Annotated in this window: 14 protein-coding genes; 7 read left to right on the forward strand and 7 right to left on the reverse strand. The window is 72.2% G+C overall.

Annotated features, from left to right (window positions below):
* The first annotated feature begins 256 nt into the window (after positions 1–256).
* Positions 257–1519 carry a trypsin-like serine peptidase gene (locus tag ABT147_RS17750; RefSeq protein ID WP_351406893.1) on the forward strand — a complete coding sequence of 421 codons (1263 nt, stop codon included), beginning with the start codon at positions 257–259 and terminating at the stop codon, positions 1517–1519.
* A gap of 83 nt (positions 1520–1602) precedes the next feature.
* The gene (locus tag ABT147_RS17755; RefSeq protein WP_351406895.1) at positions 1603–2133 is read left to right on the forward strand and encodes a hypothetical protein; all 531 of its coding nucleotides are present in this window, start codon (positions 1603–1605) and stop codon (positions 2131–2133) included.
* 29 nt (positions 2134–2162) lie between these two features.
* Here ABT147_RS17755 and ABT147_RS17760 read toward each other — a convergent pair whose 3' ends face one another.
* Positions 2163–4262 (reverse strand): HelD family protein, encoded by a 2100-nt coding sequence (locus ABT147_RS17760; protein ID WP_351406897.1) that lies wholly within the window; start codon positions 4260–4262, stop codon positions 2163–2165.
* 297 nt (positions 4263–4559) lie between these two features.
* Here ABT147_RS17760 and ABT147_RS17765 point away from each other — a divergent pair, with 297 nt between their 5' ends.
* The gene (locus ABT147_RS17765; RefSeq protein WP_351406899.1) at positions 4560–4757 is read left to right on the forward strand and encodes a hypothetical protein; all 198 of its coding nucleotides are present in this window, start codon (positions 4560–4562) and stop codon (positions 4755–4757) included.
* Positions 4758–4964: 207 nt separating this feature from the next.
* Here ABT147_RS17765 and ABT147_RS17770 read toward each other — a convergent pair whose 3' ends face one another.
* Entirely contained in the window at positions 4965–6608 is a 1644-nt protein-coding gene (locus tag ABT147_RS17770; RefSeq protein ID WP_351406901.1) for a DNA repair helicase XPB, read from the reverse strand.
* A 238-nt stretch (positions 6609–6846) separates the two neighbouring features.
* Here ABT147_RS17770 and istB point away from each other — a divergent pair, with 238 nt between their 5' ends.
* On the forward strand, positions 6847–8304 hold the full coding sequence (istB, locus tag ABT147_RS17775; RefSeq protein WP_351406903.1) for an IS21-like element helper ATPase IstB: 1458 nt from the start codon (positions 6847–6849) through the stop codon (positions 8302–8304).
* Here istB and ABT147_RS17780 read toward each other — a convergent pair.
* Positions 8288–8461 (reverse strand): hypothetical protein, encoded by a 174-nt coding sequence (locus ABT147_RS17780; RefSeq protein ID WP_351406905.1) that lies wholly within the window; start codon positions 8459–8461, stop codon positions 8288–8290. The genes istB and ABT147_RS17780 overlap by 17 nt on opposite strands.
* Before the next feature lie 234 nt (positions 8462–8695).
* Entirely contained in the window at positions 8696–11320 is a 2625-nt protein-coding gene (locus ABT147_RS17785) for a helicase-associated domain-containing protein (RefSeq protein WP_351406907.1), read from the reverse strand.
* Positions 11321–11694: 374 nt separating this feature from the next.
* Between ABT147_RS17785 and ABT147_RS17790 the strand changes: the two genes are divergently transcribed.
* Positions 11695–12768 carry a hypothetical protein gene (locus ABT147_RS17790; protein ID WP_351406909.1) on the forward strand — a complete coding sequence of 358 codons (1074 nt, stop codon included), beginning with the start codon at positions 11695–11697 and terminating at the stop codon, positions 12766–12768.
* A 362-nt stretch (positions 12769–13130) separates the two neighbouring features.
* A complete protein-coding gene (locus ABT147_RS17795; protein ID WP_351406911.1) occupies positions 13131–13766 on the forward strand; it encodes an HAD family hydrolase in 636 nt (211 codons plus the stop codon).
* Here the strand turns inward: ABT147_RS17795 and ABT147_RS17800 are convergent.
* The gene (locus tag ABT147_RS17800; RefSeq protein WP_351406913.1) at positions 13763–14014 is read right to left on the reverse strand and encodes a hypothetical protein; all 252 of its coding nucleotides are present in this window, start codon (positions 14012–14014) and stop codon (positions 13763–13765) included. The genes ABT147_RS17795 and ABT147_RS17800 overlap by 4 nt on opposite strands.
* Before the next feature lie 183 nt (positions 14015–14197).
* On the opposite strand from ABT147_RS17800, the gene ABT147_RS17805 reads away from it, so the two are divergent.
* Positions 14198–14581: a cold-shock protein gene (locus tag ABT147_RS17805; RefSeq protein ID WP_351406915.1), complete on the forward strand. Its 384-nt coding sequence runs from the start codon at positions 14198–14200 to the stop codon at positions 14579–14581.
* Positions 14582–14602: 21 nt separating this feature from the next.
* Here the strand turns inward: ABT147_RS17805 and ABT147_RS17810 are convergent, their stop codons facing one another.
* Positions 14603–15472, reverse strand: a complete 870-nt coding sequence (locus ABT147_RS17810) for a 1,4-dihydroxy-6-naphtoate synthase (RefSeq protein ID WP_351406917.1) — start codon at positions 15470–15472, stop codon at positions 14603–14605.
* Positions 15453–16196: a futalosine hydrolase gene (locus ABT147_RS17815; RefSeq protein ID WP_351406919.1), complete on the reverse strand. Its 744-nt coding sequence runs from the start codon at positions 16194–16196 to the stop codon at positions 15453–15455. The genes ABT147_RS17810 and ABT147_RS17815 overlap by 20 nt, the downstream gene beginning before the upstream one ends.
* Between the last annotated feature and the right edge of the window lie 5 nt (positions 16197–16201).

The following is a 16201-nucleotide window of genomic DNA, read 5'->3' on the forward strand; positions in this document are numbered from 1 at the left end:
GTAGTGCGCAAGTGTCGGGAGGTGTCGGAGTGATGAAGAATCAATCAATGTGAAGACCCTGTGAGTTGCCCCAGGGGGCCGGGCGCCGCGAACCCGACGTCACATCACAGGTAGATATCCGCCACGTAGGTGTTTTGTGCGAAGTCGCCGCGAGGGCCGCCTCGGAGATCATTCCGTCCCCGCCCGCGTGCATAGTTGTCTCCGCCCCGCTAAGCGAGGGCATGACAAGGTTTCAGTCACACGGGGGACGAGCTCCATGCCACACATACGTCTACGTCGCCGCGGCCTCACGGCCGCCGCCGCCGTGATCGCCGCGATCATGGTCACCACCACCGCCTGTAGCAAGACCGAGGAGAACGGGGCGAAGGCCTCGGACTCGACGACCGCCCAGGCGGACGCGGGCGACGCCGTCGACACCGGCGAGAACGAGAGCGGCGGTGACACGACCGTCGGCGGCTTCAAGCTCCCGGAGGGCGTGCCCACCGACCTCACCGGTGACGCGCTGCGGAAGTGGAAGAACGGCGGCTGGCAGGACTTCAGCGGCGACTGGGCCTCCGATGCGGAGGACTTCGCCAACCCGTACATCGAGAACTTCTGGACGCCGGAGCGCATCGCCGAGGCCAAGGAGAACCTGCCCCAGCTGCCCGCGATCGCCGAGGCGGGCAACACCTCGAAGGGATCGGGCAAGACCACCCAGGTCTGGCTGCCGGACGGCAAGGTCAAGAAGCAGCAGGCCGCCAAGGTCAAGGCGACCTACCACAAGTACGCCCCGCCGGTCGGCAAGCTCTTCTTCACCACGCCCCAGGGGTCGAGCGTCTGCTCCGCCGCGGTCGTGAAGGACCCGGCGCACCCGGGCAAGTCCAACCTCGTGTGGACCGCCGGGCACTGTGTGCACGCGGGCAAGGGCGGCGGCTGGTACCGCAACATCGCCTTCGTCCCGTCCTTCAACAACACGGGCAAGCTGAACATCGCCCAGGCGTCCAAGAACTACCGCGCGGGCAACGTCTCCCCGTACGGCATCGCCTGGGCCGACTGGGCCACCACCTCCGGCACCTGGATCAAGGGCGGCGCCGCGAGTGAGGGCACCGTGGCCGCCGCGTACGACTACGCCGTCCTGCACGTGAAGCCGGAGAAGGGCTCCAAGTCCCTTGAGGAGCGCCTCGGTTCGGCCCTGCCGGTGTGGTTCAACGCCCCCGCCGCCAACAAGGTCAAGAACATGAAGGTCCGCGGCTACCCGGCCGAGGCCCCGTACGACGGCTCGAAGATGTTCCACTGCCAGGGCGCCACCAAGCGCTTCGTCCTCGGCTACAGCTACCCGAGCGACTACCCGGCCCAGTACATGGTCGGCTGCACCATGAACGGCGGCGCCTCCGGCGGCCCCTGGTTCACCACCTACAAGGGCCGCACCTACCTGGTCTCCAACAACTCCCTGAGCGACCGCTCCACGTTCATCACCGGGCCGCGCCTCGGCAAGAACGCCAAGCAGGTCTACCTGGCGACCAGCAACAAGTTCAAGTAGGCGGAACTCGTACGTAAGCGGTGAGCGGCCCCCGGTGACCTTTTCGGTCGCCGGGGGCCTTCGCGTTCCCGTAGCTTGGCGGCATGAACACGTCCGACACATCCTCGTGTTGGGAACTGCTGCCCGCCGGCATCCGTGAACAGGTCGACGGATACGTCCTCCAGGACGCCCGCTTCCAGGCCATCCACGTGGTCTTCAGCGTCGGCCGCGCCCTGGGCCTGGGGCTGAACGACGCCCAACACGTCGTCCACGACCGCTACCTCCACCACGGCGACCGCGTAGCCCGTACCCCCGACAGCCCCCTCGACCCGGAGTCCCTGGCCGCCCTCGCCGCCGGATGCCCCGGCCGGGTCGTCGCGATCGAGGCGGAGTGGGACGGCGACACGGTCCACGACTGGTTCGTCAACCTGCGGGCCGTCACCGCCGACCCCGAGGGCGAGCATCCGCTGGCCACCATCTACTGGGGGACGGCCGAGCGGTACCTCGGCGAGGAGGGGGACCGGGCCGGGGGCCACCCGTCGGCGGTGGCCGCCGACCGCTGCGGCAGAGCCCTGGCCGCCCACCTCTCGGTCCCGTTCCACTTCGCCGACCCGGACACCCCGGGCGGGACCTAGGCCTACAGGGCCTACAGGGCCTACAGGGCCTACAGGGCCTGCACGAGTTGCGCCGGCAGCGGCGCCGAGTGGGTCACGATCAGGCCCGACACCGCGCGCGTGAGCGCCACGTACAGGCGGCGCAGGCCCGTCCGTTCGTCGGGTTCGCCGTCGACGACCGCCTGCGGCTCGTCCAGGACCACGTAGTCGTACTCAAGGCCCTTGGCGAGCGAGGCCGGGACGAGGGTGAGGCGGGTCTCGTACGTGGTCTCCTCGCCCGGTGCCAGGTAGCCGATGCCCGCCGCCGTGAGCGCCTCGGCGAGGGCGGGGACGCGGGCGTCGGCGGCGATGAGGCCGGTCGAACCCTCGTTGCGGAGCGACTCCGCGCAGGCGGCGACCACTTGGGCGTCCTGGGCGTCGTCCGTGCTCGGCCGTACGTCGAAGAAGCCCGGGTTCTCCCGGACCGACGCGACCGGCGTGAGGCCGGGGGCGATGTGGGGGAGGAGGCGGGAGGCGTACGTGATGACGTCGGTCGGGACGCGGAAACCGGCCGTCAGCTCCTCCACATGGGCCTCCGACTTGCCGAGATGGGTCAGCGCCTCCTCCCAACTCCGCGTCGCCCAGGGCGTCGTGCCCTGCGCGAGGTCGCCGAGGACGGTCGCGGAACCGGTGGTGCAGCGCCGCCCCACCGCCCGGTACTGCATCGGCGACAGGTCCTGCGCCTCGTCGAGGACGACATGCCCGAGGGAGTGCGTGCGCTGGACGAGGTCGGTGGCCTCGTCGACGAGCACGGCGTCGGCGGCCGACCACTTCACCGACTTCACGCTCCGCGCCGGCTTCGCCCACAGGATCGTCTTCTGCTCGTCCTCGGTGAGGATCCCGTCCGCGTGGGCGGCGAGGAAGTCCGCGTCGGAGAGGAGGCGCAGGACCAGCTTGGCGGGGTCGACCGGCGGCCAGATCGCCTTGACGGCCGCCTTCACGGCCGCGTTGCGGGCCACCGCGTCCTGCACCCGGTCGTCGGGCGCCTCCCCGGACCGTTCCATCTGCACCAGCACGGCGTGCGCGATCCGCTGCGGCAGGGCCTCGCGGGCGGCCCCGTAGCGGATCTCCCGGTCCAGCAACTCCCGCACGATGCTTTCGAGTTCGTACGCCGGTACGCGCCAGCGACGTGAACCCCGTACGACCATGACGGGCTCGGTGGGGATGGTGACGTGCGAGCGGACGGCCCGGCGGAGCACCTCGGCCATCCGGGCGTCGCCCTTGACGACGGCGGCCGGTGCCTCGTCCGCGCCCCGCACCTCGACATGGGCGACGAGGTCGTCGACGGTCGCCTGCTTGACCTCCAACTCGCCCAGCGCCGGGAGGACCTGCTCGATGTAGTGGAGGAAGGAGCGGTTCGGCCCGATGACGAGGGTGCCGGTGCGGGCGAGGCGCTCGCGGTGGGCGTAGAGGAGATAGGCGACGCGGTGCAGGCCGACGGCGGTCTTACCGGTGCCGGGGCCGCCCTGGACGCAGAGGGAGCCGGCGAGGTCGGAGCGGACGATCTCGTCCTGTTCCGGCTGGATCGTCGCCACGATGTCCCGCATCGGGCCCACGCGCGGGCGCTCGATCTCCTGCTGGAGCAGCTTGCTGGTGGCCGCCGCCTCGGCGGGGTCGGAGAGGTGCTCGTCCTCGTACGCGGTGAGGTCGCCGCCGGTGTATCCGAAGCGGCGGCGGAGGCCGACGTCCAGGGGGTCGGTCTTGGAGGCCCGGTAGAAGGGCTGGGAGACGGGGGCGCGCCAGTCGATGACCATCGGATCGCCGTCGGCGTCGTGGACGTGCCGCCGCCCGATGTAGAACCGCTCCCCCTCCGCTCCCTCGGCCCGGTCCGCGCCGGGGGCGTGCAGATAGTCGAGGCGGCCGAAGAAGAGCGGGGTGTGGCTCAGGTCGGCGAGCGCCTTGATCCGCTCCTCGATCTGGCGGGCCAGGACCTCCGCGTTCACCCAGTTCGCGGTGACGTCCTTGATGTCCAGCGCCTCCACGTCCTCCCGCATGGCACGCAGAGCGGAACGGGAGGCGGTGAGGTGGGCGCGCTCGCGGGAGAGGGGGTCGGTGGGGTCGGCGGGATCGAGGACGGCGCTGGGCGCGGGGTCGTCGGGGTGCGCGGGCAAGGGGGTGCCTCCGGTGGCCTACGGGACCTAAGGGTGTGCCTGAGAGCGAGTTCGCCTGGGCGGCGGTGGCCGGCCGGTTTCCGTCCGGTCGGCGGCGCTCCACGAACGGGAGGCGGGCAAGAGCGGAGAGTGTAGGTGAAGGGAGGGGGCGGGTGCCAACGCATTTCCCGGTACCCCCTAGGGGGCCCGTACGTCGTGGGTATTAGGGGTGGGCCGGACCTGAGGGGGAGCCGGGGGCTCAGCGGGTTCACTCCGCAGACCGATGTCATCCAAAGGCGGACGATCCACCATGGATACATGAGTGCAGCGACCTTCATCCCAGCATCGGCCTCCGGCCGACCCGGTTCGCCGCCCGGCGCGACCGGCCTCGACGACCACCACAACCGCCACCGCCTCGCCGACGCCCTCCGCGCCGTCAAGGTCTTCGCGAGCGCCGCCTTCGGCGTCATCGTCCTCGGCGAGTACGCGGAGGAAGCGGGCATACGCCGCCGGTGAGCCCCGGCCCACCTGACGTACGCCGCTGAGCCCCGGGCCGGCCCACGGGGCGATCAATCCTGCCGCTCAGCCCTTCTCCGCCCTCGTCGGCGGCCTCAGCCTTCTTCGGGCAGCAGGATGTCCGTGTCGTCGAAGATCCGCGGCATCACCAGGAGCAGACGGCCGAACCGAGCGCGGGTACCCCCGGTGACCTGTTGCTCAGCCCCGTCAGCCCTCCGTCAGCAGCTCGTCCGCGTCCATGATCCGGTAGGCGTAGCCCTGTTCCGCGAGGAAGCGCTGGCGGTGGGCGGCGAAGTCCTGGTCGATGGTGTCGCGGGCGACGACGGAGTAGAAGTGGGCCTGGTGGCCGTCGGCCTTGGGGCGCAGGACGCGGCCGAGGCGCTGGGCCTCCTCCTGGCGGGAGCCGAAGGTGCCGGAGACCTGGATGGCGACCGTGGCCTCCGGGAGGTCGATGGAGAAGTTCGCGACCTTCGACACCACCAGGACGTTGATCTCGCCCTGCCGGAACGCGTCGAAGAGCTTCTCGCGCTGCGCGTTGCTGGTCTCGCCCTTGATCACCGGGGCGTCCAGATGGGCGCCCAGCTCGTCGAGCTGGTCGATGTACTGGCCGATGACGAGGATCTGCTGCCCCGCGAAACGGCGGACGATCGCCTCGGCCACCTTCCGCTTGGTCGCGGTCGTGGAGCAGAAGCGGTACTTCTCCTCCTGCTCGGCGGTGGCATAGGCGAGCCGCTCGGAGTCGGTCAGGTTCACCCGGACCTCGACGCAGTCGGCGGGCGCGATATAGCCCTGCGCCTCGATCTCCTTCCAGGGCGCGTCGAACCGCTTGGGCCCGATGAGGGAGAACACGTCCGACTCACGCCCGTCCTCCCGGACGAGCGTCGCCGTCAGCCCCAGCCGCCGGCGCGCCTGCAGATCGGCGGTGAACTTGAAGACCGGAGCGGGAAGGAGATGCACCTCGTCGTAGACGATGAGACCCCAGTCGCGGGAGTCGAACAGCTCCAGGTGCGGGTAGACGCCCTTCCGGCGGGTCGTCAGCACCTGGTAGGTGGCGATGGTGACCGGCCGGATCTCCTTGCGCGTCCCGCTGTACTCGCCGATCTCCTCCTCGGTCAGCGACGTCCGCTTCACCAGCTCGTGCTTCCACTGCCGCGCGGAGACGGTGTTGGTGACGAGGATGAGGGTGGTCGACTTCGCCTGGGCCATGGACCCGGCGCCGACGAGGGTCTTGCCCGCGCCACAGGGGAGGACGACCACACCGCTCCCGCCGTGCCAGAAGTTCTCCACGGCCTGCTTCTGGTAGGGGCGCAGCGCCCAGCCGTCCTCGGCCAGCTCGATCGGGTGCGCCTCGCCGTCCACGTACCCGGCGAGGTCCTCGGCGGGCCAGCCCAGCCGCAGCAGGGTCTGCTTGATCTGGCCGCGCTCGGAGGGGTGCACGGCGACGGTGTCCGGGTCGATCCGGGCGCCGACGAGCGGGGTGACCTTCTTCGACCGCAGGATCTCCTCCAGCACCGGCCGGTCGGTGGTGGTGAGGACGAGCCCGTGCACCGGGTGCTTGGAGAGGGTGAGGCGGCCGTAGCGGTCCATCGTCTCGGCGACGTCCACGAGCAGCGCGTGCGGCACCGGGTAGCGGCTGTACTGCACCAGCGCGTCCACGACCTGCTCGGCGTCGTGCCCGGCGGCCCGCGCGTTCCACAGGCCGAGCGGGGTCACCCGGTAGGTGTGGATGTGCTCGGGTGCCCGTTCCAGTTCGGCGAAGGGCGCGATGACCCGACGGCACTCGTCCGCCTGCTCGTGGCCGACCTCCAGGAGCAGCGTCTTGTCGGACTGGACGATGAGGGGACCATTCACCGCACGACACCCTTTCGATACGGCCCGGACCGGAGTGCGGGGGCGTTGTGCACGTCCCCGGTCGTCGTGGGCTCTTCGGCGCTTCGGCCAAACGTCCAGTGTGCCTGATCGTCGGGCTCTCGCGGCGGGCCAGCCCGTGCGATCCCGCCCACGTTCACCAGTGTTATTGAATGTCTATTCATTCCCCTGAGTGGCGGGAATTCAGATTTGCGGCAATGGTTCCGAAGAATGGCGAACCGTGCAGCCACCCATCCCGGCCGACCCCGCCGATCCGGTCACCCCGTCCGTCTCCCCGCAGGGCACCACGCTCGGCTACGCCCTGTTCGCCACCCGCTGGCTCCAGGCGCCGCTGTACTTCGGTCTGGTCGCCGCACAGGGGGTGTACGTCTACAAGTTCTTCAACGAACTGTGGACGTTAATCGTCCGGTGCGTGAGCGGCAGTGCCACCGAGACCTATGTGATGCTCGCGGTGCTCAAGCTGGTCGACGTCGTCATGATCGCCAATCTGCTGATCATGACCATCGTCGGCGGCTATGAGACCTTCGTCTCCCGCATCGGCCTCCAGGGCCACCGCGACCAGCCCGAATGGCTTTCCCATGTCAATTCCAACGTACTGAAGGTCAAGCTCGCCACCGCCATCGTGGGCATCTCCTCCGTCCATCTGCTCCAGATGTTCGTGGACGTCCACCACACCTCGCACCACGCGCTGCTGTGGGGCACGGTGATCCACATGGCCTTCATCGCCTCGGCGGTGCTCCTGGCGTACATGTCGGGACCGATGCTGCGCGAGGACAAGGGCCACGGCTCCCACCACGGCTCCCACACCGGCCCGCCCGACGGCCCGAGGCCCCCGCACGGCCCCCGCCGGCCGACGGAACCCACGGAGCCGACGCACCCGGTCGAGCCGATGGAGCCGGTCGAGCCGGCGGCACCGGCCCGGTCGAGGGAGCCCGCCGCCCCCGTTCTCCTGCGGACGCCGCTGCCGATCCCGGCCCAGGCCACCTCGTACGAGAACTACGTGACCTACGAGAGCCGGGTCTCCCCCTACGAGACCCGGTTCACGCAGGGCGGGACGCGGCTCGTGCAGTACGAGGCCCGGCGCGTGCCGCACGAGGCCGAGGCCGGGGTCGAGGGCCGGGTGCGGGCGGCCGGGTTCCCGGCGCGGAAGCTGCTGGAGGAGTTCGACGAGGGGCACCCGCGCTCCTTCGACCGGCGGCTGCTGGCGCGGCTCGGGACGCTGGACTTCGTCTCCACCGGGCGGAACGTGGTGTTCGTCGGCGCCCCCGGCACCGGCAAGACCCATCTGGCGATCGGGCTCGGCGTACGGGCCTGCCACGCCGGGCACCGGGTGCTGTTCGCGACCGCCACGGAGTGGGCCGCACGGCTGGCCGGGGCACGGGACGAGGGCAGGCTGGCGGAGGAACTGTCCGCGCTCGACGCCTGCCCCCTGCTGATCGTCGACGAGGTCGGCTATCTCCCCTTCGACGCGGACACCGCCCGGCTCTTCTTCCAGCTGATCGCGCACCGCTACGAGCGGGCCTCGCTGGTCGTGACCAGCGACCGCCCGCTCGGCCGCTGGGAGGAGATCTTCGGCGGGGCCGCCCCGGCGATGGTCGACCGCCTCGCGCACCACGCCGAGATCGTCCGTCTCGAAGGGGACAGCTACCGGCTGCGGCGCGCTACTTCAGGAGGCTGACGTTCTGGATCAGGGGTCCTTCCAGGGTGATGCTGTCGCCGACCAGGGTGCCGAGTTCGGGAAGGGGCAGGGGCGGGTTGGCCGCGGCGGGGGAGGCGAGCGCGCCCACCAGGGCGACGGCGACGGCGGCGGAGACGAGCGTGACGAGGGGGCGCATGCGTACGTGTGGGCCTTTCGAGCGCAGGAGTCGATCTCGATCGGACACAGGGTGGCTGCCCCGCCGGCCCCGGCCCGATGCGCGCCCCCGTCCGCGACCGCCCATCGGGGTGAAATGACCGGGTGGCCTGCATGAACTCCGGCGTACGCCCGAACGGGTGATGGGCGAGCGACGGTTTGATCAACTCGGCCGGACCGGTGAGCGGGCCGGGGGACGAGTGGGACGGCCCGGCGCTCAGGTCGGGTCGTCCGCCAGTTCCGCGACGCCCGTGATCCGGTGCAGCGGGAACGTCCGCACCTCGTCCGCCGTATGGTCGTACGCCGTCACGAAACCGCCCTCGACCCGGACCGGGGCGATGACGCGCTGACTGGCGGAGCCCTCGGCGTTGACGTAACCGATCCACAGGGCCTCGCCGGTGAGGACGGCGGCCTGCATCGTCGCCAGGGTCTCGGCGGAGCCCGTACGGGGCAGGGCGCCGGACGGGGCCGGGTCCCCGGCCGTCGCCTTGCGGGGCGTGGTGGAGGCCAGGTCACCGGCGCGGATCGCCCGGATCGCGGCGCCCAGCAGCGTGTCGTCCGGGGCCGGGGGACCGTCCGGGACGGGCTCCGGGGCCGTACGGGGCGGGGTGCGGTGGGCATGGGCCCGGGTGATCAGGACATCGCCCTCCGCGGACTCGGCGGCCGGCGCGTACCCCATCGCCCGCAGCCCGTCGAGCAGCGTCGCCGGGTCCGCCTGGGCCGCCAGCACGGTCGGCGCCAGACGCCGCAGCCCGAGCCCCCCCGACCGCTTGTCGGCGAGGATCTCGCTGAGCATCGCGTCGTCGTCACAGCGCACATACGCCGACGCCGCGCCGATCCGCAGATGACCGTGGCGCCGGGCCACGTCGTCGATCAGATAGGCGAGCGGCTGCGGGACCGGCGTACGCGAGTGGGCGGTCAGGAAGTCATGCAGATCGGAGGCGCTGCGGCCCGCGTCCAGCGCCCGGCGCACGGACCCCGGCGTGAACCGGTACACCGTCGCGCCACCCTTCGACTCCACGTCCGCCAGGACGCCCAGCGCGTCGGCCAGCGGACGCTTCAGCGGGCCGGGCGCCACGGCCGTCAGGTCCGCCTGCAACAGGACGTGGTTCAGCGGCTCGGGAAGCAGCGGCGCGAGCAGCCGCGCGGCCCGGGAGGCGGCCGCCGCCTGCTCGGCGACGGGGTCGGGGGCGTGCGAGGCGGTGAGCGCGGGCGCGGGAGGGTGCGGCAGCGGGACGTGGTGGGCGGGGAGCTTGTCGCCGGGGGTCTCCGGCAGGTCGGCGGTGGCCGGGGCCTCGGGCGGGAAACCGAGGAGCGCGCGGCCGTGCGAGGACAGGGCACCGCGCCCGGTGACACCGAGCGTCTCGGCCTCGGAGAGGGTCCACCGGGCGATCCGGGCCCGCAGATCGTCGGCCTGGCGGGGCTGCGCGGCCTGCTGCTGTTGTGGGGGCTGCTGGCCGCCGCGGGTGGGGCGTTCCCAGTGGAGGCGGGCCAGGACGGAGTCGGGGGTGGCCGAGGTGCCCTCCGGGAGCCCGGCGAGCAGTGCGAGGACCCGGTGGCGGACCTCGGGCGCGGCCGAACGGTCCAGGCCCGGGCCCAGCGCCGACAACGTACGTTCCTTGGCGTCCCGTTCGCCGATCACCCCGGCCGTACGGGTCGCCGTCAGCCAGGCCGAGGCGAGCCGCGCCCAGCGCTCGGCGGCGGGCAGCTCCAGCCACTCGTCGTACGCGGGGGTCGCCGCGTACCGTTCGTCGGCCTCGCCGTCCGAGGCCAACAGCCCGGCGGCGTAGGCGAGTTCGATCCAGAAGGCGGCGACCGGCTCGGGCATGTCGAGGGCCACCGCGGTCCGTTTCAGGTCCCGCACACTGAGCCCGCCCGCGCGCAGGACGCCCGGCCCGCCCTCGTCCCAGTCCTTCAGCAGCTCCTCCACGGTCGCCAGCGCGGTGTACGCCTGTCCGGCCGCCGTCGCGTCCACAACCTGTGGACGGTGCGTGGCCGACGCCTCGACGGGCGGCGGCACGGGCCGGGTCTCCCGGTGCGCGCGGCCCGACCGCAGATGCAGGGCGACCTCACGGGGGATGACGACCGTGCCCGGGGCGGTCGGCAGGAGCAGCCCCCGGTCCAGGAGCCAGCGCAGATGCGCCGCCGGAGCGGCGGTGACCTGGCCGTACGGCGGCCCCCACACCAGCCGGGTCAGGACGTCCAGGGACTCCGGGGGCGCGGTGGCGAGCAGCGCGGCCATGCGGCGGCGGTCGGTGAACAGCCCGCCGAGCGCGGTGACGGCCGACACGGAGTCGTGCGTGCTCGCCAGGCCCGCCTCCACGACGATCTCCTGCACCCGCCCCGGCGACATGCCCGCCGTGGCCTCCGCGACGGTCGGGCCGAGACCGGTCGGGGAAGGGTGCTGCGGGGAGGGCGCGAGCAGCTCACGGGCCGTGCGGACGAGGCGGAGACGGTCGTCGGGGCCCCACACCAGGGCCTGGTCCCGCAGGGCGCCGAGCGCGTGCGGCAGCGCGGCGGTGACGGCGGGGTCCGCGTCGTCACCGGCCAGCAGGGAGGCGAGTTCGTCGTACGGCGCCGGGTCGGACGCCACGGCCAGGGCCTGCGCCGTCTGTAGGGCGAACCGGTCCAGGCGTTCCAGGGCCCGTACGACCGACGCACGCGTCCCCGCCCGGGTCGCCAGCTGGGTCAGGTCGGTCGGCACGGGCGTGATGAGGTCCGGCCGGGCCCGGAGCAGCACGGCGAGCGAACGGTCGTCCCGCCCGCGCAGCGCCTCCGCCAGGGAACGGGGGGCTCCACCGGCGGGCGCCGTCTCCGTGGGGGTGTGCTCCTCGGTGCTCATCCGGCCAACCGTAGCGGAGGGGCTGCGCCGGACCGGGGCGCCCAGTAGCTCGGGGGTGCGTGTGTTCGGGCGGCTGCGGGTCGGTGGGGCTTCTCGCGCAGTTCCCCGCGCCCCTGAAGGGGGCTGCGCCCCCTCTCGTCGTCGTGGCTGCGGGTCGTCGTGTCGGTGTCGGGTCGGTGGGGGCTGGTCGCGCAGTTCCCCGCGCCCCTGGAGGGGGCTGCGCCCCTTCTCGTCGTCGTGCCGTTGGGGGCGGGTGGGCGCGGCGGCGCCTCGGAAGCGCCGAGCAACGGATCCGACCCCCGCTCGGCCCCCGAGGACCGCGCTCGGAAGCGATACCGTCAGGGGAGTACGCGCGCCAACCCCGGAGGGGCTTCGTGGGGATTGAGAGCGACCAGGTCGTCTATGAGTATCTGAGCCGGGTCGGTGATCTGGCTCAGCAGCGGCAGTTGCCGTCGGCGACGCGGATGCGGCTGGTGTCGGGGCTGCGGGACGAGATCGACCGGCGGCGGGCCAAGGCGCCGGTGGACAGCCCGGCCGCCGTACGGCGCATCATCGCCCGTCTGGGCACCCCGGACGAGGTCGTCGAGGGTGCGGGCGCGCCCGGTGACGTACCGGAGCCGCCTGCCGCCGCCGTGCCCGTGCAGCGGGTGACCGGTGGTGGGGGTGAGGGCGACGCGGAGGGTGCGGGGGACGCCGGGGGCGCCGGGGAGCGGGCCAAGGGGTTGTCCAAGGGGCTGCGGCGGGTCGTGCCGCGGCCGCGTCCCGCCGATGGCGTGTCGCCGCCGTCGGTGGGGGGTGGGGCCGCTCCGCCGCATCTCGCTCCGCTGCATGAGCTGGGCGACGGGGACGCGCAGCCCGACTGGTGGCGGGTCGGTGGGGGTGGGGTGCCCGGGGGCGGGGACATCGGGTTCGGGCTCGGGGACTCCGTGCCGGGGTTTGTCGGGGGTGTGGAGATTCCCGAGTTGTTGAAGCCGCCGCCGCCGGTGGAGGCGGCGGGGGAGGGGCGGGGGGAGCGGGGGGCGGTCGAGGAGGAGGTCGCTCCGGCGGTCGTCTCGGAGGAGGGTGGGCGGCGTCGGCGGTTGTCCCTTCCCCGGTTGCGGGGCTCCGGTGGGGGGTGGAGCAATCCGCTCCTGCTGCTGGCCGCCGTGTTGTTGGTGGCGGGGGCCGTGATGGGGAGTCTGGTGCCGCTCGGGCTGGGGTGGCTGATCGCCTATCTGTCGCGGCGGTTGACTCCCGCGGAGTCGAAGTGGGCGGTCATGGGGATTCCGGGGGTGGTGGCCGGGGGTGGGGTCGTGTGGTTGTGGGGGCGTAATGAGGGGAGGTGGGGGGAGCCCATTGCTCAGGGGCATATGAGCGATGCGCTCAGTGATGCGTGGCCGTGGATGCTTCGGGTTGCCGCGGTCTCCTCCGCCCTGTATCTCCTCTGGCGCTCCCAACGCCCCCGTTGACCTGCCCTTTTCCTCGCCCCCGCCGCCCCTACCCGTCCCATCCCCAGGGGCGCTGCCCCTTCGACCCCGTGGGGTGGTTGGGGGTGGGTGGGTTGTTTGGGGGTGGGGGGTGGTTTGGGTGCGTGGGTGGGTGCGGGTGCGTGGGGCTTCTCGCGCAGTTCCCCGCGCCCCTGAAAAAGCAGGGGCTGCGCCCACTGCTTTTTCAGCCCGCAGTCCCGTCGGTTTCAGGCCCGCAGGGGCCTGATCTTTTAGGGGCGCGGGGAACTGCGCGATCAGCCCCCACCGGGCCCGCACTCGCCGACGAACCGCCCCCCCCACCCCCTCCCCCGGCCGGACACCCGCCCCGGCTCACAATGGGCGGTATGACTTCTCGCGTGTTGACCGTCGGGTTCGATCTCGACATGACGTTGATCGATTCGCGGCCGGGGATCCACGCCTGTTACGTGGCGTTGGCGGCGCGGACGGGGGCGTACATCGACGCCGATCTGGCGATCACGCGGCTGGGGCCGCCGCTCGCGGAGGAGCTGGCGTACTGGTTCCCGGAGGCGGAGATCCCGGGGATGGCGGACCTCTACCGGGAGATGTACCCGGCGATCGCGATCGCCGCGACCCCCGCGATGCCGGGCGCGCCGGAGGCGATCGCGGCGGTCCGGGCCGCCGGCGGCCGGGCGATCGTGGTCACCGCCAAGTACGAGCCCAACGCCAAGCTGCACCTGGAGCACCTCGGCATGGAGCCGGACGAACTGGTCGGCGACCTGTGGGCGGAGGCCAAGGCGGAGGCGCTGCGCGAGCACGGCGCGAGCGTGTACGTCGGCGACCACACCGGCGACGTACGCGGCGCCCGCAGCGCGCGAGCGTACTCGGTCGCCGTCGCCACCGGGCCCTGCGACGAGCGGGAGCTGCGCGAGGCCGGTGCCGATGTCGTCCTCACGGATCTGACCGCGTTCCCGGAGTGGCTCAGGACCTACCACCGACAGCAGCCGCACATCAGCAGTTAGGAACGGGCCTCGCGCGCCCTTCTGCGGCCCGCCGCGACGGACTGGAGGACTCCCGCGCCGGCGATGAGAAATCCGACGCCCATCAGCATGCTCAGGACGAACATGAAGGTGGGGAATGGAGTCGTTCCGAGGAACAGCGGGGCCACGGTGACGAGTGTGGCCACGGCGCCGACGATGAAGACGATGGCACCGACACGGATCAGCCGGTCACCGGGTTCGGCGGAATTCGGTTGGGTTTTGTCACGCACCCGACCAGGGTAGTTCCCAGCGCGAGGGAACAGTCGGCCGACGTCTTGTCACCCGCCCCCGGACCAATAGGCTGGGGACCGGCGGGTCCGACGACCCGCTGTAGTGCTGTCCAGAGCGGTTTGCACACACCGAGAACACCTTTCAGACGCATTTTCCCGACGAGTACGAGGACGAGGACAGACGTGCCTACCGGCAAGGTCAAATGGTTCAACAGTGAGAAGGGCTTCGGCTTTCTCTCCCGCGACGACGGCGGTGACGTCTTCGTCCACTCCTCCGTACTGCCCGCCGGTGTCGACACCTTGAAGCCGGGCCAGAAGGTCGAGTTCGGAGTCGTCGCGGGTCAGCGCGGCGACCAGGCCCTCTCCGTGACGATCCTGGAGCCGGCCCCCTCGGTCGCCGCCGCGCAGCGCAAGAAGCCCGACGAGCTGGCCTCGATCGTGCAGGATCTGACGACGCTGCTGGAGAACATCACGCCGATGCTGGAGCGGGGGCGTTATCCCGACCGCCCCGCAGGCAAGAAGATCGCGGGTCTGCTGCGCGCCGTCGCCGACCAGTTGGACGTCTAGGGCCGCCGACTCCAGCCGTTCTCAAGGGAATTCGAGCGCGTCCGGGCCGAGGGGCGGTACCAGTCCCTCGGCCGCCGCGCGGGTGAGCAGACCCCTGACCGCCGCGTAGCCGTCCTCGCCGAGGCCGGCCGTGAACTCGTTGACGTACAGGCCGATGTGCTGGTCGGCGACGGCCGGGTCCATCTCCTGGGCGTGTTCGAGGACGTACGGGCGGGAGGCGGCGGGGTCGTCCCACGCGGCGCGGACGGAGGCGCGGATCGTCTCCGCCAGCCCGGTCAGCGTCTCCGCGCCCAGCGAGCGCTTGGCGATGATCGCGCCCAGCGGGATCGGCAGGCCCGTGGTGTCCTCCCAGTGCTCGCCCATGTCGGCGAGCTTGTGGAGGCCGTAGTTCTGGTACGTGAAGCGGGCCTCGTGGATGACGAGACCGGCGTCGACCTTGCCGTCCCGGACGGCCGGCATGATCTCGTGGAACGGCATCACCACGATCTCCCCGACCCCGCCGGGCAGGGTGTCCGCCGCCCAGAGACGGAAGAGCAGATACGCCGTCGACCGCTCGCTCGGCACGGCCACCGTACGGCCGGTGAGGTCCGTGCCCGGCTCCCGCGTCAGCACCAGCGGGCCACAGCCCCGCCCGAGCGCACCGCCGCAGGGCAGCAGCGCGTAGTCGTCGAGGACGTACGGCAGGACGGCGTACGACACCTTCAGTACGTCGAGGTCGCCGCGTTCGGCCATGCCGTTGGTGATGTCGATGTCCGCGAACGTCACGTCGAGCGCGGGCGCGCCGGGGATCCGGCCGTGGGCCCAGGCGTCGAAGACGAAGGTGTCGTTGGGGCAGGGGGAGTACGCGATCCGCAGCGGGTCGTTCGGCGCTTCAGAGCTCAGGGGCGTCATGGGGCTCATGGGGGTCATGTGGGTCCCAACTCTCCAGTACGGGCGTCAGCTTCCCGACGGCCTCGGTGAGTGCGGTCAGCGCGTCGCCGATGCGCCAGGCCGCGCGGTCGCGCGGGCCCACGGGGTTGGAGACGGCGCGCAGTTCGAGGACGGGCGTGGTGTGCGCGGCGGCGGCCTCGGCGACCCCGAAGCCCTCCATCGCCTCGGCCAGCGCGCCCGGGTGGCGGTCCCGCAGGGCGGTCGCGCGCGCGGCGCTGCCGGTGACCGTGGAGACGGTGAGCACGGTGCCGGTACGGGCGCCGGTGGCGGTCGCGACGGCCCGTACGAGATGCGGCGGCGGGCGGTGGGTGACGGTGCCGAAGCCCAGGTCGGTGACCGGGACGAAGCCGTCCGGGGTCTCGGCGCCCAGATCGGCGGCCGTGATCTCGTCGGCGAGGACGAGCGAGCCGAGGGGCGCCTCGGGCTGGAAACCGCCCGCGATCCCGGCGGACACGACCAGCCCGTACGGCCGGCCCTCCAGGACGGCGGCGGTCAGCGCGCCGGCGACGGAGGCGGCGGCGAGGGCGGGGCCCACACCGGCCGCGAGGAGGTCGTAGTCGTGCGGGGGCGTACGGAAGCCGTGGAGGGTCGCCGCCGGGAGGCGGGTCTCGGTGGCGGGGCCCGGAAGCGCTCGTGCCACCGCGTCCCGTTCGGCGGGGACGGCGGTGGCTACGAGGATGCGCATGCGCG

Origin of the sequence: Streptomyces sp. NPDC001868 (assembly GCF_040297125.1) — a bacterium.
Taxonomy (GTDB): Bacteria; Actinomycetota; Actinomycetes; order Streptomycetales; family Streptomycetaceae; genus Streptomyces.